The following is a 23216-nucleotide window of genomic DNA, read 5'->3' on the forward strand; positions in this document are numbered from 1 at the left end:
TGCACCTGCCTACTGTTCAGCTTCTTCAGCAGCAACAGACTTAGCATACTTAAACTTAATAGTTCCCGTATATCTAGGAATCACCATCTGTTTTTTCTTCTCAGTAGAAACAATCAGATTGTATTCCATTTTCATGTTTTCAATTATGCCGCCTCTTATATTAATTGCATCATAAAGAGTTTCGGGATTTCCAATGGCCTTAACATAGTATGGAGGTGCAGTAGGTGTTCCATTAATGTTAACATTACTCCCTGCCATGCTAACTTCCGTAGTAGCCATAATTCTCTGCTCATTTATAGAAACAGCCTCGGCTCCAGCTTCCTTCAATTTGTTAACAAGACTTAAGAGTTTATCATAGTTATACATAATAACGCTAAAATCTTGCTCGTACTCATCTGATACAACGGGATCTTTAATGGTGACTAAAATCCCAGGGCCCTGCACATCCAGAACCCCAGAGGACATTTTATACTTTTCCAAATCAGAAACAAGACCATTTATAAACTCATCTTCTTCTGCTTTGTCCCCTTCTATGGAATTTAATCGGGCTTCCAGATCCATAAGTTCCTGGACTACATTTTCCTTCTCATCTTTAACCATTTTCAGTTCTGCCTCATAGCCTCTTACTTTTGCTAACGGGACAAGACCACCCTGATCACTACCAGCAGTCATCCTCAACTGAATTGACAAAATAAGCCCTATAAAAAGAGCCAGCATTCCCAAAACAATCAACCCACTGTACTTCTTCATTTTTACTCTCCTACTCAACATTTGGGTCAAAAGAGCAATAATTATCACTTCCGATTTTTATAATTCCTCTTTCGATACCTTTATTATACATTTCATAAAGTGTCTTTTCTAGATTTCCATTTTTAATACTTTCTGCTAAATTTTCAGGAGTACCTTCACAAATAAGCTGATCGTAAATATGCGCTTTTATTACAACATTTGAAATGTCAATTTTTTTAAAGAACAAATCCGAATCTTCCATAGATTCAAGCATGCCGAGTGTATCCGTTAATATGGAATTTTCTTCTACCTCTAATGGTTTTCCTGCTTTCGCTTTTTTTAGAGTTAAGCCTTCTATTATTGTAATCTTAGGTTCAGCATCTGCTTTTCTTAGCACTAATCCATTGGGATCAATAATAATATACCCCCCTTTATTAGGTACCGCAGCCTGTTCTGTCCTTTCAGTAACATGAATTACTACGGTTGACGGCAGTTTTCGTTTTATCATAACATTTTCAAAATAAGGATCCTTAAGAAGCTTATCTTTTATGTCGTTCTTCTTTAGTTTAAAAATATTTTCACCAATTTTTACCCCCGCCTTGTCCTTTACTTGCTCAACCGTATAGTAACTATTGTTTTCTATTTTTACTGAGTCAACATCGAACAATTCAGAGGTAATCAAAAAATACAAACCAGCTCCTACAGCTATTATTACTAATAACCTTAGGAGATAGTTCTTTTTCTTTCGTTTTTTCTTCTTTCTAGGTTTATCAGTCATTTGTTTTCCTAATATCTGCACCCAGACTTCTTAAGGTCTGAGAAAAATCTGCATATCCTCTCTCTATATGTTCTATACCTTCTATAAAGGTTTCACCCTGAGCCATCAGTCCTGCGATAGCTAAGGACGCTCCTCCTCTTAAATCCGTAGCCGCGACCCTGCATCCCTGCAGTTCTTTAACTCCGGTCACAAAAGCATGATTATCCTCAACTAATAAATCAGCCCCCATCCTTTTGAGTTCATTTGCAAAAGCAAAACGATTTTCAAAAATAGTTTCTTCCACATAGCTCTTTCCTTCAGCCAATGTTAACATCGTCAAAAACGGTGATTGCAAATCTGTAGGGAACTCAGGATAAGGTCCTGTAATAAGCTTATCTAAAGCAGTTAACTTTTCACATGCTTTAAGGTATATTCTATCTCTTTTTACCCCTACTGTGCAACCAGTTTCTATAAGCTTTTCTAAAATACTTTTCAAATGAAGACTTTCTGCATTTTTTACAACGATTTCTCCTCCTGTAGCGGCAGCCGCCACAAGATATGTACCACATTCAATGCGATCGGGTATAATTCTATGATTTCCACCATGCAAAGCAGAATTACCATTAATATGTATCGTTTTAGTTCCTGAACCATGAATATCAGCACCACAGGAATTTAAAAAATTTTGTAAATCACAAATTTCAGGTTCCATTGCACAATTCTTTAGTATAGTGTGTCCTTCAGCTGTTGCCGCCGCCATTATTGCATTTTCAGTAGCTCCTACACTAGGAAATGAAAATTCTATAACTGCCCCCCGAAGTTTACTTGCTTTGCAAATTATTACATCATCCTTTTCTGTGATTTCAGTTCCCAACATTCTTAAAGCATGTAAATGCAAATCTATTGGTCTGCTCCCTATATTACATCCTCCTGGCTGGCTAATGACCGCGCTTCCACACCTGCCAAGTAACGCGCCCAACAAAAAAACGGATGACCTCATTTCTCGCATCCGCTTCAAGGAAATGGTATCAGCCACCAGCTCACTTGAATCAACGATTACAGTTTCTTCGCTTGTGTCTGTCTTACATCCCAATTCATTCAATATTTTCTTCATACTATTAACATCAGTTATTTGCGGAATATTGGAAAGTTGACATTCAGCCCCACACAATATGGTGGCCGCCAAAATTGGCAGTGCAGCATTCTTTGCTCCCTTTACACTATATTCACCACTAATCTTGTTGCCGCCCCGTATATGATATGATTCCAAAACAGATACACCTCCACTATTATTAATATATAATATGAAAAGGTGACAATATTGTTACTGTTTATATTCCTAAATGCTCATAAATAATTTTTGTTGCATCACAAGGTGCTGTTTTTGCACTTGCCGCTTCCATTTCCATAAGCTTTTGCGGATTTGCTTTAAAATGTGAAATTATTTTCAGAAGAGCTTCGGACGATAAGTCCTTCTCCTCAACTATAACAGCCCCACCCTTATCAGCAACAGCTTTCGCATTGTAATATTGATGATTTCCCGTAACATTAGGTGATGGCACCAAAATTGATGCTTTACCACAAACTGTAATTTCTGAGACGGTTAATGCACCCGAACGGCATATTACCAAATCTGCAGCACTTAAGTAATCCTGCATGTTTGTTATATATTTTTTTATGTGTATATTTTTTCCATCAATGCCTTGGTTTCTCATCTTTTCTAATATACTTTCATAGTATGCACTTCCTGTAACAAAGTACAATGAAATATTTTTAACTCCATTTAGACTTTCAGCCACATCAATCATTACATCATTAATCTTTCCGGCTCCCTGACTGCCTCCAAAACACAAAAGGATAAAATTATCATCGGTTTCACCAATCAATTTTCTTGAATATATCTTATCGGCTTCAAAAAATGCACGCCTAACTGGATTTCCAGAAAGAATCAGTTTTTCCTTATTCTTAAAATATTTTTCTGCATCTGCAAAACTTATAAATACATTCTCCACATATTTTTCCAGCATTTTATTTGTCATGCCTGGGAACGCATTTTGTTCATGTATAAAAGTTTTTATTCCCATTTTATGTGCTGCCCGAACTACCGGTCCGCATACATAACCTCCTGTGCCAATAACCACATCCGGCTTAAAATCTTTAATAATTTTTTTTGCTTCTCTATTGCCCTTACAAAGATCTTTAACAACCTTCACATTTTTAAGCATATGCTTTCTGTTAAATCCGCTTACTGTTATGAATTTAATAAGATACCCATTTTGTGGTACTAAATCTTTCTCAAGTCCTTTTTTTGTACCTACAAAAAGTATTTCTGCCTCAGGCCTTTTTTGCTTTATTTTTTCAGCAATAGCAATGGCTGGATAAATATGCCCTCCGGTTCCTCCTCCTGTCATAATAATTTTCATAACTTACTACCTCTCTCCTATGACATACTAACTAACTGTCTGTCTTTCCTTTTATTTATTCTACAGCAACTGTATGGCGTGATATATTCAGTAAAATTCCTACTGACGCCATAAATATCATTAATGCATTGCCTCCATAACTAACGAATGGCAAAGTAACTCCTGTCGGCGGCATAGATGAAGTAACAACTGCGATATTCAAAATCACTTGAATGCCAATCATTATAGATATCCCAGCAGCAAGCAGTGAACCAAACAAATCTGCTGCATTAATGGCAATATGAATCCCTCTCCAAACTAAAATTATATACGCTATAATCAAAATCAGACATCCTATATATCCTAATTCTTCACCAATTATGGCAAATATAAAATCATTTTGCGGCTCAGGTAAATACAAATTTTTTTGTATGCTTTTTCCCAGTCCCAATCCAAACAATCCGCCTGACCCCAATGCCAGCAATGATTGAACTACCTGATACCCTGTGTTTAACGGATCTGCAAATGGGTCCATAAAACTTGTTAAACGCTTCATCCAGTGACTATCTGGATTTGTAATAATCAACGTGCAAATCCCCAGCGCACCTACTCCTACAAGTCCTCCTAAGTAAACATAATTTAAACCAGCCGCAAACATAATCCCTATGATTATGATGCAGACAGTAATAGCTGTTGATAAATTAGGCTGTAAAATAATCAAGCCACCATAAACTGCACATAAAAAAAACAATGGTACAACACCCTTTGTAAGGGATTTAATTTTTTTTGGATCTTTACTTAAAAACCATGCAGTAAAAATTATAGCAGCCGGTTTTGCCAGTTCTCCCGGCATAATAGTGATGCCACCAACTCCAAGCCATCTTTTAGCGTAGTTAAGTTCTATCCCTAATGGGGTAAAAAGTAGTAACAACAGTATAACACTTATAATCATAGTAGGCTTTGCAACTTTAGCGTAAACCCTATAATCAACTGATGCCGTTACTACCATTGCACCCAGTCCCAACATTGCCCAAACAGTATCTTTAATCAAATAGGAATACGGGTTACCGCTTTTATTTATTGATGTGTAGTAACTGGCACTAAACACCATTATTATTCCAAAGATTACTAGTCCCAGTGTTATTAAAACCAGAACAAAGTCTCCAGATTTCATTCTTCTTTTTATTTTTGCCATTTACATTTCCAACCCTCAGAAAATTATTTTTCCAGACCATGAACACAGTTTTTAAAGTGTTCACCTCTCTGCTCAAAGCAAGTATACATATCCCAGCTAGCACATGCTGGAGATAGTAACACAGTATCTCCTGGTACCGCAAGTCTAAATGCCTCTGCTACACATTCTTCCATGTTTTTAGACATAGTTATATCTGTATACCCTACAGATTCAGCCTGCTCCTTTATTTTAGGCGCTGTTTTGCCTAAAAGTACCATATGCTTAACCCTTCCATCAAAGGCCTTTATAAAATCTGTAAAATCTGATCCTTTATCATACCCTCCAGCAATTAGAATAACACCCTTTTTCATGGCTTCAATTGCTTTTATAGAAGCATCCGGGTTAGTTCCCTTAGAGTCATTTACAAACCTAACGCCATCCACTTGGCCACAATATTCAAGTCGATGTTCAACCCCCTGGAAATTTTTTAAAGTATCTGAAATTACCGCAGGGTCAATTCCTGCAAAGTAAGATATTGCTGCAGCTGCAAGTGCATTCTCAAGATTATGGCTTCCTGGAATTTTCAATTCATCAGCTTTACACAAAGTAATCAAATTACCTGCATCGTTAATGATTACCATATGACCATCCGCCACGAATGCACCATATGTTAACTTTTCTTTTCTGCTAAAAGGTACTACCTTCGCTTTTTTACAACCTTTACTTAACTCAAAACTAGCAGGATTATCATAATTAACTATGAAATATTCACTTTCATCTTGATTCTCATAAATTTTAGCTTTAGCTGCTCCATAATTTTCCATTGTATGATGTCTGTTTAAATGATCTGGAGTTAGGTTTAATATGGCAGATACTTTTGGCTTAAAGTATTTAGTCGTCTCAAGTTGAAAACTGCTGGTTTCTGTTATAAGCCACGAATCCAATTCAGCACTCACCGCCATAGATATAACCGCAACGCCTATATTGCCTACGACATAAGTTTTTTTCTTTGCATTCTTAAAAATTTCACCCACAAGTGTTGTTGTGGTTGTCTTTCCATTCGTACCTGTAATGGCTACATAATTTCCATTTCCTACCCTAAAAGCAACTTCTAGTTCCCCTGCAACTTCAACACCTTTTGCAATAGCTTCCTGAACAAAATCTACTTCTAGAGGGACACCCGGGCTTAAAATCATCATATCTATTTCATCAAGACACGATGGTTTTTCCCCAAAATAGCATTTCACATCTCTACTAGTTAGGAAATTAGCTAATTGAGGTTCAATATCAGAAACAGGTTTAGAATCCTGAACAAAGACTTTTGCACCCAGCCTTAGCATAGCCTGTGCTGCTGCAATTCCTGATTTTCCCATTCCTACTATCAAAACTTTTTTATTTTCCATGTCATTTTTCATTACTTCACCTCTAAATTATTACCAATCCAATCACACAGCATATTAGTGTAAATGCCCAAAACAATGCAACAACCTGTGTTTCTTTTAACCCACAAAGCTCAAAATGATGATGTAATGGCGCCATTTTAAATACTCTTTTCCCTGTTGTTTTAAAACTTACCACTTGTATCATAACAGAAAGAGCTTCTAATACAAATAATAATCCTGCAATTGGCAGCATCAGTTCCATATTCATAATGATTGCCGCTGCTGCTAAACCACCACCTAATGCCAATGACCCCGTGTCACCCATAAATACTTTTGCTGGATTTTTGTTAAACATTAGAAATCCCATACATCCACCTGCCAAAGCAGAATTAAATATTCCACCAGCATTTATACCAAAATTTACAGCTACTATAGCAAAGAACAACGCTACCAAAGTGGTTACTCCTGATGCAAGACCATCTAGCCCATCCGTAAGATTTACACTATTAACCATTGCTACAACCACAAAAGCAACAAAAGGTATATACCATATACCAAAATCCCAATGCTGATTTATAATTGGTATATACACCGAGGTTCCATAAATGGAAACATTTGATTGATAAGCAGCTACTGCTGCTGCAATTATAATTTGAAGTACTAGCTTCTGCCAAGCTCTCAACCCTAGATTTTGTTTTTTTGCAACCTTTAAATAATCATCTAAAAATCCTAACAATCCAAAAAGAATAAATGCCGCAATAATTACTCCCATATCTTTTGACATTCCACCTGACGTTAAACAAGTTATGACCGTTGCAGCAATTATAGCCAACCCCCCCATAGAAGGGGTTCCTGCTTTAATCTGATGAGATTTTGGACCTTCCTCTCTAATGTTTTGGCCTGCCTTTAAATTCTGCAAAATAGGTATTTCTACATAGGTAAGTACTAAACTTATGAAAAAAGCCACTATTATTAAAATTCCAATTTGTAAATAACTCATAAAAACTCCTAAAACTATTCCATAATTTTTTTAACTACTTGATCCATAGCCATACCCCTTGAACCTTTAACCAGAATAATATCTCCCAGTTGTATCATAGTTCTTATTTCGCTCATTAGTTTCTCTTTGTCACTATAATAGATGACCTTTTTCTCTCCCATTATTGATTTAGCTGCCTCTGCAATATATTTAGCATAATCGCCTACAGCAATTAGCAAATCCACCTTTTGATTTGCCGCATATTCACCGACTTCACTATGATATTTCGGACTTTCTTTTCCCATTTCTAACATATCTGCCAATATGGCAATTTTTCGTATCCCCTTTGCTGCCATAAGCACATCTATTCCTGCTTTCATTGAATCAGGACTTGCATTGTAAGTATCGTCTATAACTTTTACTCCATTCTTACCTTTTATATTTAGCCGTTTATCTGTAAGTTCCATCTTTGCAAGTCCTTTTGCGGCTTCTTTCATGGTAATACCTAATTCCATAGCTGCTGCTACTGCAAGAGTTCCGTTAATCGCATTATGCCTTCCCGGAATAGTAAGTTCAAACCTTTGAGTCTCCAGTTTGTGTTCAACAGTAAATGCAATTCCTTCTTCACCTCTATCAGTAATATCCGATATAATAAAATCACTTTTACCATTATTGCCAACAGAAAGCCGTTTATATTCACCCTGTGTATTTTGTTTAATTAGTAAATCGTTTATTTCATTAACCACTAGTACATTATTTTTATTAAAGAAATTGGTGATTTCAAGTTTTGCTTTAAGTATTCCTTCTCTGCTTCCTAAATTTTCAATATGTGACGTACCTATGTTCGTTATAATCCCTATATCAGGTCTAACAATATCTGCAAGTAAATTTATTTCACCAAATTCACTCATTCCCATTTCTAAAATTCCTACTTCTGTACCTTCTTCAAATCCTAATATCGTAAGTGGCAGCCCAATGTGATTATTAAAATTCCCTACATTTCTAGCCGTTTTATATTTCTCATTACAAATATAAAACAGCATGTCTTTGGTTGTAGTTTTGCCGGTGCTTCCTGTCACTCCAATTTTTTTAATATTGAAAGTTGAAAGGTAATAGGACGCTAGATTTTGTAATGCCTTTGTTGTATCCTCCACTAAAATTACATTTAACTGTTGTTTAAGTGGATGTTCCATTATCCCTTTTGAATCAGAAACAACAAAGTCTCTGCATCCCCCATCAATAGCCATAGGAATAAATTTATGAGCATCATGATTTTCACCTATAAGAGGGAAAAATAAATCCCCTCCCATAGCTGATCTCGAATCTGTACTTACTCTTTCAATATAACTTTCGTGTTTTTCTAAGATAAGCTTACCATTTAATGCCTTGCAAATCTCCTTCATCATTAGTTTTTTCATCATATCACTCTCTCATATTGATTATTTCTTTAACTACCATCTCATCATCAAATGGCAGTTTTTTACCATTAACCAGTTGATATTTTTCATGACCTTTTCCTGCTATTACAATTAAATCACCTTTTTCATACATAGTTATCGCTTTTATAATTGCTTCACGTCTATCGACTTCCACTACATATTTACAATTAGTCTTTTTCATGCCATCTTCGATCTCATCTGTAATAGTCCTTGGTTCTTCAAACCTTGGATTATCAGAAGTTATTATACAAAACTCACTGTATTCTCCAGCAATTCTGCCCATAATGCTTCTTTTTTCCTTATCCCGGTTACCGCCGCAACCAAATACGCAAATCAGTCTTCCCTTTTTCAGCTCACCTGCAGCTTTCAACAGATTTTCAAGAGCATCAGGCGTATGGGCAAAGTCTATTACTATATCTATATTTTTATAGTTCCCAACCAGCTGAAACCTTCCTGGTACACCCTTTAGCCTCTTTAACCCTCTTATTACAGATCCCCTGTCAATACCTGCCTGCCTGGACATAGCTAATGCAAGAAGTCCATTATACGCAGTGGTCTTACCTGGTAAATCAATTTCAATTTCTCCCCACGATTCACCAGCCTCAAAAGGTTCTAATACAATTCCCTTTATAGCATTCTGTATAATTTTTCCAAAAAAATCTGCATCCTCTTCCTTAAATGAAATGGATTGTAATTTTATTTTGCTGTCTATAGTTCCTGCATCTTGATCTGTCTTTATTTTATCATAAAGTCTCTTGCCATAAAAATCATCAATATTAACGCATATTCCTTTTTTTGTTTTATAAAATAGTTTGGTCTTTGCATTAAAGTAATTTTCCATGGTTATATGGTAATCAAGGTGATCCTGCGTCAAATTAGTAAACCCAGAGTAGTGAATATCTATATTATCAATTCTTCCCTGATCCAGCCCATGTGATGAGACCTCCATAATGCAGCTTCCAATATTTTGTTGCTCAAGCTCATTAAAATATTTTTCTAAAACTTCCTTTGATGGTGTCGTATTTATAGCGTCATATTGTTTTTCCCCAATTGTGTGGGTTATAGTTCCTACTAATCCGCATTCTCTGCCGGCTTCTTCTAATATGCTTTTAAGCATGTATGATACTGTGGTTTTTCCGTTCGTTCCCGTTATTCCGAAAACTTCTATGGTCACCCATTATCACTCCCTATACAAATAAACTTTTCCTCCTGCGCTTATCTTTTCACCAGCCTTAGGATACTGGTCAACAACTGCCAATTCTCCTAAAGACTCGCCCTCACCTAAAGCAGGTGATATGGTATATGTCAGGGACATTCCTCCTAAAATACCTATAGCCTCATCAAAATTCTTTCCTGTAACATCAGGTACAGTGGTTTTGCCGCTACTCATCAATGCCTCTTCTTCCTGAGTATAAGAAGGCTGTATATTTAAATATCTAAGTGTATCTTCTAAAATAAGCTTTACTCCAGGTGCTGCAGTCTGGCTTCCAAACTTAATGCCCTTAGGATTATCAACGATTAAAAGAATTGCTACTTTTGGATCATCCATTGGTGCCATACCTATAAATGAGGAATAAGTTTCTTGACTATACCCTCCATTCTTGGCCTTATTAGCAGTACCTGTTTTTCCGCCTATTCTGTAACCTGGTACTTTTGCAGTTCCTCCACCGCCTTTTGCAACTACGCTTTCCATAATTAAACGCATTTCTTCTGAAGTTTTCTTGGAAACTACCTGCCTTACGATTTTTGTATCAAACTTTTCAACCACATTTCCATCACTATCGGTAAGTTCTTTTACAAGTCTTGGCTGCATCATTTTACCATTGTTACCGAAACTGGATACTGCTGTTATCAGTTGGATAGGCGTTACAGCAATACCCTGGCCATATCCCATAGTTGCAATTCCCACAGGACCTGCCGTATCCTTGTTCTGTAGTATTGCATAGCCTTCTCCTGGATAATCAATACCTGTTTTATCTTTTATGCCAAAAAGATCTAAGTATTGATAATACTTATCAATGCCCAATCTTGTTGCTAACTCGGCAAATACTGGATTGCAGGAATTACCTACTGCTTCCACTAGGGTTTCAACTCCATGTGGATTATACCACCGCCAGCATTTTAAAGGGGTGCCTGCAATTGAATATTTTCCTTTACACACAAAGGTTTCTGTCAAATTGGTCAGTTGTTCTTCTAGTGCCATGGAGGTTGTCAAAAGCTTGAAAGTTGAACCTGGTTCGTATGTGTCACTTACCATTGGATTTCTCCACATAGCATTCCAGTATTCTAGCTTTTCACTGTCAGATAATTTTTCTACATAGGCCGCCTGAGCAGGGTCAGTAGGTACTCTTGGATTATTTGGATCATAGTCAGGAGTCATTGCCATCGCTAAAATGTCACCAGTCTTTGGATCCATCATTATGCAAAAAACACGGTCAGCCATAGTGTTTTTCTGTACAGTATCCAAAGTCTTTTCCACATAGTGCTGTATAACCTCGTCAATAGTTAAAACTAAATTTAGACCATCTTCAGCTTTGTAGTATTTCTCCATGCCATAGGCCAAACTATTTCCATTTACATCTGTGTTCTTAATCCATCTACCTGAAACTCCGCTTAAGTACTGATTATACTTAAGTTCCAAACCTGCAAGACCATTATTATCATCCGTTACACTTCCTAATACTTGTGAAGCAAAAGCGCCTAATGGATAATAACGTTTAACGTCTTCTGCAATTTCAATTCCCGAAAGACCTTCCTGCCTAATTGTATCTGCAATATCTTTCTCAACATATTTTGCAACCTTTACTAAAGCTTTATTTTGGCTTATGATATCTTTTACATCAGACTTTTCCATCTTAAGCTGTTTTGCTAAAAACTCAGACGCCTTATCTATGTTTTCTTCTGCTGTAAACTTTTTACTTGCATTTCTAACTTTGTCAGGTCTTGCCCATACAGAAAAAGTAACTGCACTTACTGCAAGTTCTTTACCATTTCTGTCATAAATAATGCCTCGTTTGGCTGGAATAGGTATATCTCTCGTTTGCGATTCTGTAGCCTTTTTTGAGTATTCATCTCCATTAACAATTTGTACCCAACCAACTCTAAATGATAGTCCTGCTGTAGCTATGCAAATAAGCAAAAACCCTATGATTATTCTTTTTTTCACACTATTTGGTGTTGGATTATTCATTGTGCCTTCCTTAAATAAAAAACTAAACCGGACTCAAAAATTTTTGTTAATTTAATTGTCCGGTTATAATCAATATGCAGTTAAAAGATTTCATTTTATTATATTTAATATTAAAAACTATTATTCCATTTTCAGCTAATTATATGCTTCCTCTTTAAGAAGTAATGCAAAATCTTTAACCGGTTTCTCTGCCGGTTTAACATAAATAAAATCATTTGGATTAGGATAAATCATTCCTAACTCCGTGGTAGCTTTATATTCTATTGCTTCAAGGTTGTTTGCCTTATTTAATTGTATCGTTAAGTTCTCAATCTCACCGCATATTGCTGCGTTATCTTTGATAACCCCATTTATTTCATATTTTATACTCGCAGAATATGCTGTAGTAATTATAACCGATACACAAAGTGCACCTATAACAATTGTAAGAAATATCATCGCAATTCTGTCCTTAGGTGTTACGCTTGATTTTTTCTGCTGTTTTGTTACATGTGCTTTTTTAGGTTTCATATCAAACCCATATTTTTTATAATTATCTTGATATTCATACCACTGTTCAGCAGGCATCATTTTTCTTACCTCTTTTTCTCAATGATTCTAAGCTTTGCGCTTCTAGCTCTTGGATTACTCTCTAATTCTTGTTTTGTGGAAACAATAGGTTTACCTGTAACTTTAACAACATCTGTAACCTTACCACAATTGCAAATAGGGAACTCTTTTGGGCATGTACATGGATTTAATCTCTGGTTAAAATATTCTTTAACAATCCGATCTTCCAAAGAATGGAAAGTTATTATACAAAGTCTCCCTCCAGGATTAAGTACATTACAAAACGCTTCTACAGCTCTTTCAAGATGTCCTAATTCATCATTCACTTCAATTCTTATAGCTTGAAATGTCCTTTTAGCTGGATGTGGTCCATCTCTTCTTGCCGCTGCGGGTATTGCTGCTTTGATAATATCCACTAATTCGGTTGTGTTCTCTATTCGTTTATTTTTCCTGTATTTTACAATAAAATCACTAATTCTTGCAGCCCATTTTTCTTCGCCATATTTCCGTATAACTTCTGTTAGCTCAGCCCCAGTATAGGAATTTACTACTTCTTCAGCCGTAAGAGAATCTTCTGCATTCATTCTCATATCAAGAGGAGCTTGCTGCATATATGAGAATCCTCTCTCAAAATTGTCAAGCTGGAAAGAAGAAACTCCTAAATCTAGTAATGCTCCATCTATACCCGAAACTCCAAGCCTGTCCAATACCTCTTCAATATTTGAATAATTGTCCTGCACAAACTGTTTTCTGCAGTCAAATTCCTGTAACCGCTTCTCTGCGGCATTCAGTGCATCCCGGTCTTTATCAATTCCTATTAAAGTCCCCTTGGAATCTAGTAAATTACATATGCCAGAAGCATGTCCACCGCCTCCCAATGTACCATCTACATAAATCCCTCCAGATTTGATTTTAAGACCATCAATGCATTCATCATACAAAACAGATACATGTTTAAATTCCATGTTTTGTCCTCCTTACTAAATGCCATATTCTGCCATTTTCGTTGCAAAATCATTTGGAGTCAACTCAACAATCTCTTCAGCTTCTGTCCACTCTGCTTTGCTCCATATTTCTATTTTGTCCAATAATCCTACAGTTACCAGTTCTTTTTCTATATTTGCATATTCTCTAAGTTCTTGAGGTATACCCATTCTACCTTGCTTATCGATTTCACACTCCACTGCATTTGCATAGAAATGGCGAACAAAAGCTCTAGCATTCGGGTCTGTTGTCGGAAGTGCTGCTAATTTTTCCATAAACTTTTCCCACTGAGCCATTGGATAAATATATAAGCACTTGTCAATGCCTCTCGTAAGTACACAGCGATATCCCAATTTCTCTCTGTATTTAGAAGGAACAATCATTCTGCTCTTAGCATCTATTGAATTTTGATATTTTCCCATCAACATATGCGCACCCATACCTACTAACTTAACGATTCTTTTTCACCCTATTTTATAACTTCTTCCACTATACTCCACAACGCTCCACTTGGCAACAAAATAGGGGCAAAAACTGCTTGTATACATCCACTTCTTAACAATTTATTAAATAATAATTATTATTTTTTGTTGTACATAACAATATCTTGTATTGCGAGTCGCTTTGTATGCCTATATGTTGTTTAATTAGTTCTTTTTTTCAACCATGCTTTGACATGTAAACAATTTTACGTAAATGGAACCTTTAATAATGGCTGCTCATATATTGGAATATGGCAATATATGCTGATTAACAGTTCCAAAATATACATAGCAAAGTATAATTAAACTTTGCTATAAACTAAAAAATAGCGAGGTATGTATTATGAAAACCCATTCTTGTCACCCAGGATGTACAAATGGACTCAGAAGCATCTGTGGCACAACCATAGCTCTTGAAGATCTAGATTTTGCACAATCCAGAAACCATTTATTATATGTAAATAAAGTTTATTCAAAGGGCCAGGGTACGGCTAGCCCTCTGGTTTTTAATTTAACAACTTCTCCTGCTACATTCCAAACTCAGCTGTTATTGTCCCCTTTGTCTACTCCAGAAACTGAAAATCTTTGCGAGGAAATTTTGGGCTGTGATTGTCGTTGTCATCATCATGATAACTCCTGTAATCATGGTACAAATGGTATAGCTAATTTTGGTTGTAATTGTAACTGCAATTGCAATTGTGGCAGCGTAGCAGGAGCAGCAACTTGCCAGCTGGATGAAAATGCAGTCTTTGAAGTATTAAAAAGTCATGTTAGAGTTACAGCTTTTAATCTTGCAAAGCCATCATGCCTTTCACCAAATCAGGTTACGGTCGATGGTTTTCCAGTTGATAGCTTATTGGAATCAGGTGGAACCTATGAGGCTACATTAAATTCTAGCTTGCCAAATATTATTAAACCTCCTTGTGCAGAAAGCGGTCTGCCTACTAAAGCATTCTTCTTAATTTCTTGTGTAGGACCTTGGGTATTCCAGGCAGAATTTGTAATTGAAGGAACCGTCACTACTGGTGGCAGCACTTGCTGCTTTAGAGCAACATTTACAACTCTTTCAACTTCCCCTATATGCTCTAATATTCCACTTAGCAATATTGCCGTTCCTAAAATTAGCATTCCTTGTGTTTCTGGCGGTATGTCACCTAGAATCATTTTCAGTTTCTCTGCTGATATGAGTCTTCTCAACCCAGTTATTACAGTAGTACCTGATACTGATTGTGATTCTTTATCCCTAGTACTAACAACCTCAGTTGTAGTAGAACCTACTGTAGATGTTCAAGTTATTAAGCAAGCTCTTTTATGCATAAACGCTTGTGAAGCTCTATTCCCATGCGAAGGAACAGAAAGTGCTGTTGAAAGTGAAGAAGAAGAGGAAGAAGAATTAAATCAGGAATGCCATTGTGGCAATGGAACATCAGTTGAATCAGCTATGGATAATTCAAACTGTGGAAATACTATAGCTTTTGGAACAAATTCCTCCTGTTCCAGCTGCTTTAGAGGAATGTAGATTAAAGTGCTCTACAAAAGCAAAAAGCCCGACATATTATCGGGCTTTTTTTATTCTAACATAAATAGTTTTTATTATTTTTGTTGAAATGCATTCATTATAGCAACAGATGCACTGGCACCAATTCTATCTGCACCTGCTTCAATCATCTTTAAAGTGGTCCCTAAGTCTCTTATTGACCCTGAAGCCTTTACTTTCGCATGCTCCCCAACTGTTTTACGCATAAGAGCCACATGATGTTCTGTTGCACCGCCAGTTGAAAATCCAGTAGAAGTTTTTACAAATTCTGCACCCGCTTCCATAGATAATTCACAAGCTTTTGTAATCTCAGCATCTGTAAGTAAGCAAGTTTCAAGTATAACTTTAACAGTCGAATCATATTCATCTGCCATGGCAACTACTGCACAGATATCGTCCCTTACATAGTCATACTTACCCTCTTTTAACGCACCTACATTAATTACCATATCAACTTCTTTTGCTCCTGAATTGCAAACCCAGTCAGTTTCAAAGGCCTTTGCTTCAGTAGCCATTGCACCTAAAGGGAACCCCACAACTGCTGCCACTTTAACTTCTGATGCTTTTAATTCTTCTACCGCAAGGGGAACATAGCAACCATTAACACACACTGAATAAAACTCATATTGTTTTGCCTCCTCACAAAGTTTTTTAATCTCTTTCTCCGTGGCTTCAGCTTTTAAAAGCGTATGATCAAAATATTTGTTTAAATTTTTTATATTTTCCATTTTATCCTCCTACATAGCTAAATATTCATTACTTTCCAAGTAAAAGCGCTTATCTATTAGTTTTGTATATATGAATAGTATCACATAATCTCAAGGATATAACAATAAAAATCACAAAATCATCTTACTCAAAGGCCCCTTTTTTTAAATTTTTCCCTTGCTTTTTAAGAATTTCTCCTTTAGCAATTAGTGTATCAATTTCTAAGGTGTCCTTATCCACTAATACCATATCAGCATCAGAGCCTTTTTTTATAAATCCCTTTTTCTTTAATCCATATATTGTTGCTGGATTAGAAGTTATCAAGCTAATTGCAATTTCAATAGGTACATTTTTTTGTATGCATTCTCTAACAGCTCCATATAAAGAAGTAACTCTGCCTACTTCTATTCCGATTACGTTTCCTTCTTTATCAAATACAGGCAAAGACCCTTGTCCATCAGAGGATAAAGTCACTTTTGATATATCTAAGCCTTCTTTTATAACCTGAAGAACTCCATCTGCACATGCAACCTCCCCCTCTTCTAAAAACAAAGGGGTGGTACTTGTAGTAAAATCAACAGATCCACCCATTTTCAGATAATCCAAGCCATCTTCAAATACTTCATAACTCCGATTGATGTGAGTAGGGTGAAAATGTTTTTTATAAGCTTTACACCTTGCAGTTATATCTTTAATTTTCTCTAGTCTTTCAGACTCATCACCAACATGAACGTTCACTATTCCAATCTTTCCTGAAAGCATTCCCGCCACTCTTACTTCGGAAACTATTTTTTCTAGCTCTGCTACCGTAGGGCATGATGAACGGTGATCAGAAACTGCAATTTCTCCTACGCCTATAATTTTATCAATAAACATTATATCGTTCGATATGCTGCCTGTAAAAGTTTTTACTGGCACTTGATATGAACCCGTATTTACAAAAACAGTAATCCCTTCATTTTCAATTCCATTAGCTTTTCCAATTAAATTTGTCATGTTTCTTCCAAAGCCATCTGTTCCAAGGGTGCCAATTATGGTAGTAATTCCACCATCAATAATATCTGTCAGCCCTATTTCTGGTGTTCTCGTTCCAAAACCACCTTCGCCTCCACCACCAGTAATATGTACATGGTTATCAATAAATCCAGGGAAAAGATATTTTCCCTGTCCTTCTATAATTTCTATCTCAACATTACCTTCAATAGCTATTTCCTCAGATATTTGACATATTTGGCTGCCTACAAATAGAACATCCTTTTTCCCAATTGGTTCTGGAGTAAAAACTTCAGCATTTTTTATTAGTCTTATCATAATGAGAAACTCCTTTTGTTCTAGTTAAAGCCTATTGCTGATGCAATAATCATTACCGCTACAGATATAGCAAACAGCACTAAAAAGAACTTGATTGCAAATTTAATCCATTTTGTATATTCAACTCTTGCAATGGCAAGCATTCCCATTAAGCACCCAGACGTAGGCACAATCATATTTGAGAAACCATCACCTAACTGATATGCAAGTACAGCAGTCTGTCTAGAAACACCAAGCAAATCTGCAAGTGGTGCCATAATCGGCATAGTAAGCGCTGCCTGACCTGAACCTGAAACAACGAAAAAATTAAATATGGTTTGGAATAAATACATAAATACTGCAGCTATAGTTGAATTTAATCCCACAAAAGCCCCACTAATTCCATTTAAAATAGTATTTAATACGGTTCCCGACGTTGGATCTGATCCTCCTAACACAAGCATAATCCCCTGTGCCATACCAACAACCATAGCCGCACCTACTAAGTCACCTACTCCTTGCTTAAATGCAGAGGACATGTCATCTACTGTCATATCATTTAGCTTAAATATTACCCCTATAACACCTGCTACAAGACCCATTAAAAGAAATTGAGATGCAAGTTCTGGAATATAATAGCCCTTAGTCATAACCCCCCATACGACCCATACCATACCCAGTACAACAGTCATAATAACAAGAACATGACCTATTCCGAATTTTACATCAATTTCAGACTGTTGGGTTAAATCTTTTCTAAAATATTCATCACTTTCATAAGAAACTGACTTTACTGGGTCTTTCTTAATTCTAGCAGCATATATCATTGTCATAATCATACCCGCCCCAGTAAATACTACCCAAAGAGTAATCCTAAATGCTGCTCCCGAGAACACCGGAATACCTGCAATCCCTTGCGCAATTGCTACTGAAAAAGGATTCATCCATGACGAGCCAAATCCAATCTGCGTAGCTACATATGTAATTAAAATTCCCACTATGGCATCATAGCCCATAGCAATTACTAATGGAATCAGAATCATTGCAAATGGCAGGGCCTCTTCGCCCATACCAAATACAGCCCCACCTAATGAAAATAAAACAAATAGTATAGGAATAAGTATTTTCTCCCTACCATTTGTCTTTTTTATCATATTTAAGATTCCAGCTTCAACCGCCCCCGTTTTAAGTATAATTCCAAATGCTCCACCAATAACTAATATGAAAGCTACTACTCCTACAGCAGAACCCCATTTATCTCCAGAAGTCAGCCCTTCAAAAATATAATTTACAAAACCAGCTCTACCCCCAAAATCTTCTGTTGCAAAAAATGGTACGCCACTTTTTACAGCATTTCCATTATCATCAACAACATATTGAAAACTACCTTCTTGAATAACTGTACGTGTTTTTTCAACACCATCAACGACATAAGTCACATCTTCAGTTGCATAATACCCCTGTGGGATGATATAAGTTAATAACGCAGCAAATACTACTACAAAAAAAATAATTACATAGGTATCAGGGACCTTAAATCCCTTATTCAGGCTATTAAGCTTTTCTTTACCTTTCATCTTGTATTCCTCCTCAAAAAAAATTAAATTATTCCCTCAGAATGTGTTTGTATGCTCTGAGGGAATTATATAACGCAAAATTCATGCCAACGCTATGTTCCTTGTTTATAGGTATTTTCTAACTAAAAAAGCCTGAATTATTTATTAATTCAAGCTATTTTATATTTTAATGGTATTTGGTGGTTTAATTTGGTTCTTTTAGGTCGTAACTGGTTGCTTGTTTTTCTTGTATATCATTTTATCCATATAATTTTTACCTTTTTTCGTTAATACTGTCCCCATTTTACCTTTATACACCAACAAAAAATCTTGTTGCTGTAGCATTTGAATTCTTTTTCTTACTTGCCCTTCCGTTAATTTTATATCTTGTTGGTTTAACCTTTGAGCGATTACATTTCTTCCTGCATTTATCCCTTCTAGGTTTATTTCATAAATTGCCTGAAGCACTGCTTCCAAATGATAATCTAGTTCGCACTCTTTGTCTTCCCTCTGTGGGATACCCTCAAAGAAATGTACATCTGGAAGGTCGTTTGCAGAAATCCTTAAAGGATTTTCTCTAATTGCCAGCATATACTTAATGGTATTTTTTAATTCCCTCACATTTCCTCGCCAGTCATATTGGTAAAATCTCTCATAAACTTCTTTATCAATGTTAACCGACGCATTTTCTTCCTTTTCTATAAAAAATTTCATCAAACATCTTATATCCTCTTTTCTGTTTCTTAAAGGAGGTACATTAACATATCCAATTTTTAGTCTATAATATAAATCATCCCTAAATGCCCCCTGGCTGACCATATACTTTAAATCTTTATTTGTTGCTGCTATTACCCTTATATCTATTTTCTTTATATTTCCTCCACCTATTGGCATTATTTCTTTTTCCTGTAATACTCTGAGTAGTTTTGTCTGCATTTTAGATGAAATATCTCCTATTTCATCCAGAAAAATAGTACCACCATCTGCTTGTTCAAATAGCCCTATTTTTCCACCCTTTTTTGCTCCTGTGAAGGCTCCTTCTTCATAACCAAAGAGTTCGCTTTCCACTAATTCTTCAGGCAACGCACTAAAATTAACCGCTAGATATGGACCGTTTTTTCTATTTGACGCATTGTGTATTGCCGATGCAAATAACTCTTTTCCGGTTCCACTTTCTCCTTCAATCAAAATAGTAAGATCTGTTTTGGCCAGTTTTTTAGCTTTATACTTTACTTCTAAAAGGCTTTGCGCATTTCCCTTTATATTTTCAAAGTCATAAATCGCCGTATGCCCCTTACTTTCTAATTTTTCTTTTAAAATATGCTTTATACCTTCCACTTCTACATTTACTATAACCATCTTCTTGGATATATCTATAATTTTATCTGTGTAAGGTTTGATTATTGTCGCCGCATCAAAATCTTTTAATTCCAGTAAGTCTGCAATTTTAATTAAAGAAGGCATATCTATATGTCTAGGACCTACATCGATAACATTTTTAATATTTTCAGGTACAAGCCACATCTCTCCAGCAGTTATTGCAAAATTGTATTTTCCTTCCAAAGAGCAACCAGGAAAAAAGGCATCATAGTTAATATGATCAATGCCAATATCTTTTAAATTTTGTATACAAAGTGCTGTTGTTTCTTTTGTATCGTTAACAAACAAAGCTGTTTCACCCTTTGGTATGCTTAAAACACTTTGAATATAATCAAAATTTATTCTTCTGCCACAAACAAAATAAGAGTTCTTAGAATTGAAAAATCCATTTTCAATAAGCTCTTCTTCAACACTATTACTTGATAATACTGTTAAATCCGTATCCTCATGTAATGGTGTTTCTTCGTCTATGGCATAAGAAAGAATATTAATATTTGCTCCTAAAATCTCCTGTAACTGCTTACATAAAACTTCTTTGGTTCGATTAGACCCAGTATATAAACAAATTGTTTTCTTATTTTCAATCATAAGCATAATTTAATCTCCTTACTTTTAAATAGTATATAGCAAAGATCTTTCCCCATCAAGTAGATGCAATTTAAAAGCAGTCACTAAGTGACTGCTCTCTTTGTTTACACATTAAACAGGAAGTGAATTACATCTCCATCCTTAACCTCATATTCTTTTCCCTCAGAACGGATTAAACCTTTTTCTTTTGCTGTTGCAAGATTTCCACCACATTCAATAAGCTTATCATACGCAATAGTCTCCGCCCTGATAAAGCCTTTTTCAAAGTCAGTATGAATTTTACCTGCCGCACCGGGAGCTTTAGTTCCCCTCTTTATAGTCCAGGCTCTAACCTCTGGTTCTCCAGCAGTAAGGTATGAAATTAAATCAAGCAAATGATAGGAAGACTTAATTAATTTATCTAATCCAGATTCGCTAATTCCTAATTCTTCAAGGAACATTGCTTTTTCATCCTCCTCAAGTTCAGAAATTTCCGCTTCCACCTTGGCACAAATAACAACCACTTCAGAGCCCTCTGTTGCCGCGAACTCTCTTACCTGCTTAACATAATCATTCTCACCGCCATCAGAAATTTCCTGTTCTGACACATTTGCTGCATAAATAATTGGTTTATAAGAAAGCAAATCTAATGACTTTACAAAATTATCTTCATCATCAGTCAATTCCATTGTTCTTGCAGATATACCTCTCTCTAACGTATCCAGAATTTTATGAAGTATATCTAATTCAGTTTGAAGTGATTTATCACCTTTTAAGTTCTTTTGTGTTCTTTGGATTCTTCTTTCAACAATCTCCATATCTGACAATATCAATTCCATATTAATAGTCTCAATGTCAGACAACGGATTTATTTTACCATCAACATGAACAACATTAGGGTCATCAAAGCAACGTACTACATGGACAATTGCAGCAACTTCGCGAATATGTCCTAAAAATTTATTTCCTAGTCCCTCTCCTTTTGATGCCCCTTTTACAAGACCTGCTATGTCATAAAATTCAATTGCAGTATAAACAGTCTTTTTTGCTTTATACATTTCTGTAAGTACTTTTAATCTTTCATCAGGTACTGCTACAACTCCTACATTTGGTTCTATGGTACAAAACGGATAATTTGCTGCTTCAGCACCAGCCTTTGTTATTGCATTAAACAATGTACTTTTTCCTACATTTGGTAAACCAACTATTCCTAATTTCATTACTCTTTCTCCTTATTTATATCTATTGTTTAAACTTTCCAGTGTATTTACTATAACCACCATAAAATATTTTACCGGTGTGTCTTGAGCGCCTATCTAAAATAATATATGCAATCATACATACTATAAAAACTATTGCACTTAGCAGCATTGCCTGTTTTATTATTCCAAATAGCATTAAACTATCTGTTCTTAGATATTCAACAAAAAATCTTTCTAAAGAATACAGCATGCCATATGATAAGAATACTTGACCCATAAATTTTTTATTATTATCAATAACTAGTAATACTCCAAACATGATTAAACACCAGATTGATTCATAAAGGAATGTAGGATGTACAGTTTGTCCATCCACCAGAATGCCCCATGGAAGGTTGGTAGGGCCGCCATGTGCTTCAGAATTAAAATAATTGCCCCATCTTCCTATAGCTTGCGCCAAAGCAATAGCTGGCATAGCTAAATCCAAAACATTCAGAGGATTATAGTTCCAAATCTTACAAAGTATTGCTGCAGAAATTAATCCGAATATTAAGCCACCATGTATTGCTAACCCGCCTGCTCTTAAATTAATAATCTTGAATAAATCACCATCGTAATAGTTCCAGTTAAATAGCACATAATAAAGTCTGGCTCCGATTACACCTAATGGCACGCATATTAAAATAAAATCCAAAGTTCTCTCTGAATCGATTTCGTGTTTAGGTGCCCTTTTATATACAACTAATGTAGCAAGAATAATGCCTAAGGCTATTAGAATTCCATACCACCTTATATCTATGTTAAAAATTGAAAATGCAATTGGATTTGGGATAGGCATTTATTTTCCTCCTTATTTCTATCATTAAAACAGCACCATAACTTATCATTGGTACTTTAGACCTATCAAAT

The 23216-nt window shown here is 35.8% G+C and carries 20 protein-coding genes; 1 reads left to right on the top strand and 19 read right to left on the bottom strand.

The features are described from left to right. Window positions 1-9 precede the first annotated feature (9 nt). From RTW14_RS15450 to mraZ, 13 genes are all read right to left on the bottom strand, one after another. Window positions 10-750 carry a DUF881 domain-containing protein gene (locus RTW14_RS15450; RefSeq protein ID WP_312653039.1) on the bottom strand — a complete coding sequence of 247 codons (741 nt, stop codon included), beginning with the start codon at window positions 748-750 and terminating at the stop codon, window positions 10-12. A gap of 10 nt (window positions 751-760) precedes the next feature. Beyond that, window positions 761-1507: a cell division protein FtsQ/DivIB gene (locus tag RTW14_RS15455; protein WP_312653041.1), complete on the bottom strand. Its 747-nt coding sequence runs from the start codon at window positions 1505-1507 to the stop codon at window positions 761-763. After that, window positions 1500-2756 carry a UDP-N-acetylglucosamine 1-carboxyvinyltransferase gene (gene murA, locus RTW14_RS15460; RefSeq protein WP_312653043.1) on the bottom strand — a complete coding sequence of 419 codons (1257 nt, stop codon included), beginning with the start codon at window positions 2754-2756 and terminating at the stop codon, window positions 1500-1502. The genes RTW14_RS15455 and murA overlap by 8 nt, the downstream gene beginning before the upstream one ends. A gap of 61 nt (window positions 2757-2817) precedes the next feature. Beyond that, complete coding sequence (gene murG / locus RTW14_RS15465) at window positions 2818-3909, bottom strand: undecaprenyldiphospho-muramoylpentapeptide beta-N-acetylglucosaminyltransferase (RefSeq protein WP_312653045.1); 1092 nt, start codon at window positions 3907-3909, stop codon at window positions 2818-2820. A gap of 55 nt (window positions 3910-3964) precedes the next feature. Next, entirely contained in the window at window positions 3965-5083 is a 1119-nt protein-coding gene (gene ftsW, locus RTW14_RS15470) for a putative lipid II flippase FtsW (protein WP_312653047.1), read from the bottom strand. A 23-nt stretch (window positions 5084-5106) separates the two neighbouring features. Next, a complete protein-coding gene (gene murD / locus RTW14_RS15475) occupies window positions 5107-6477 on the bottom strand; it encodes a UDP-N-acetylmuramoyl-L-alanine--D-glutamate ligase (protein WP_312653049.1) in 1371 nt (456 codons plus the stop codon). A 10-nt stretch (window positions 6478-6487) separates the two neighbouring features. Beyond that, window positions 6488-7444 carry a phospho-N-acetylmuramoyl-pentapeptide-transferase gene (gene mraY / locus RTW14_RS15480; protein WP_312653051.1) on the bottom strand — a complete coding sequence of 319 codons (957 nt, stop codon included), beginning with the start codon at window positions 7442-7444 and terminating at the stop codon, window positions 6488-6490. A 14-nt stretch (window positions 7445-7458) separates the two neighbouring features. After that, window positions 7459-8844 carry a UDP-N-acetylmuramoyl-tripeptide--D-alanyl-D-alanine ligase gene (locus RTW14_RS15485; protein ID WP_312653054.1) on the bottom strand — a complete coding sequence of 462 codons (1386 nt, stop codon included), beginning with the start codon at window positions 8842-8844 and terminating at the stop codon, window positions 7459-7461. 1 nt (window position 8845) lies between these two features. After that, the gene (locus tag RTW14_RS15490) at window positions 8846-10036 is read right to left on the bottom strand and encodes a UDP-N-acetylmuramoyl-L-alanyl-D-glutamate--2,6-diaminopimelate ligase (protein WP_312653056.1); all 1191 of its coding nucleotides are present in this window, start codon (window positions 10034-10036) and stop codon (window positions 8846-8848) included. Between the two features lie 6 nt (window positions 10037-10042). Continuing rightward, window positions 10043-12052, bottom strand: a complete 2010-nt coding sequence (locus RTW14_RS15495; protein ID WP_312653058.1) for a penicillin-binding transpeptidase domain-containing protein — start codon at window positions 12050-12052, stop codon at window positions 10043-10045. 135 nt (window positions 12053-12187) lie between these two features. Then, entirely contained in the window at window positions 12188-12622 is a 435-nt protein-coding gene (locus RTW14_RS15500) for a hypothetical protein (RefSeq protein ID WP_312653060.1), read from the bottom strand. A 5-nt stretch (window positions 12623-12627) separates the two neighbouring features. Further along, the gene (rsmH, locus tag RTW14_RS15505; RefSeq protein WP_312653062.1) at window positions 12628-13566 is read right to left on the bottom strand and encodes a 16S rRNA (cytosine(1402)-N(4))-methyltransferase RsmH; all 939 of its coding nucleotides are present in this window, start codon (window positions 13564-13566) and stop codon (window positions 12628-12630) included. 15 nt (window positions 13567-13581) lie between these two features. Next, window positions 13582-14007, bottom strand: coding sequence for a division/cell wall cluster transcriptional repressor MraZ (mraZ, locus tag RTW14_RS15510; protein ID WP_312653064.1), 426 nt, complete (start codon window positions 14005-14007; stop codon window positions 13582-13584). 403 nt (window positions 14008-14410) lie between these two features. Between mraZ and RTW14_RS15515 the strand changes: the two genes are divergently transcribed. Further along, complete coding sequence (locus tag RTW14_RS15515) at window positions 14411-15586, top strand: hypothetical protein (RefSeq protein WP_312653066.1); 1176 nt, start codon at window positions 14411-14413, stop codon at window positions 15584-15586. Window positions 15587-15660: 74 nt separating this feature from the next. Here the strand turns inward: RTW14_RS15515 and deoC are convergent, their stop codons facing one another. The 6 genes from deoC to lgt all read right to left on the bottom strand — a co-directional run bounded on the left by deoC (window position 15661) and on the right by lgt (window position 23145). Next, on the bottom strand, window positions 15661-16332 hold the full coding sequence (gene deoC / locus RTW14_RS15520; RefSeq protein WP_312653068.1) for a deoxyribose-phosphate aldolase: 672 nt from the start codon (window positions 16330-16332) through the stop codon (window positions 15661-15663). A 124-nt stretch (window positions 16333-16456) separates the two neighbouring features. Beyond that, window positions 16457-17623, bottom strand: a complete 1167-nt coding sequence (iadA, locus tag RTW14_RS15525) for a beta-aspartyl-peptidase (RefSeq protein ID WP_312653070.1) — start codon at window positions 17621-17623, stop codon at window positions 16457-16459. Between the two features lie 20 nt (window positions 17624-17643). After that, window positions 17644-19179 (bottom strand): putative basic amino acid antiporter YfcC, encoded by a 1536-nt coding sequence (yfcC, locus tag RTW14_RS15530; protein ID WP_312653072.1) that lies wholly within the window; start codon window positions 19177-19179, stop codon window positions 17644-17646. A gap of 198 nt (window positions 19180-19377) precedes the next feature. Continuing rightward, the gene (locus tag RTW14_RS15535; protein ID WP_312653074.1) at window positions 19378-21132 is read right to left on the bottom strand and encodes a sigma-54 interaction domain-containing protein; all 1755 of its coding nucleotides are present in this window, start codon (window positions 21130-21132) and stop codon (window positions 19378-19380) included. 98 nt (window positions 21133-21230) lie between these two features. Beyond that, entirely contained in the window at window positions 21231-22325 is a 1095-nt protein-coding gene (gene ychF / locus RTW14_RS15540; RefSeq protein WP_312653076.1) for a redox-regulated ATPase YchF, read from the bottom strand. A gap of 22 nt (window positions 22326-22347) precedes the next feature. Next, on the bottom strand, window positions 22348-23145 hold the full coding sequence (gene lgt, locus RTW14_RS15545; protein ID WP_312653079.1) for a prolipoprotein diacylglyceryl transferase: 798 nt from the start codon (window positions 23143-23145) through the stop codon (window positions 22348-22350). Window positions 23146-23216 lie beyond the last annotated feature (71 nt).

This window comes from Aminipila sp. (genome assembly GCF_032051575.1).
Taxonomy (GTDB): domain Bacteria; phylum Bacillota; class Clostridia; order Peptostreptococcales; family Anaerovoracaceae; genus Aminipila.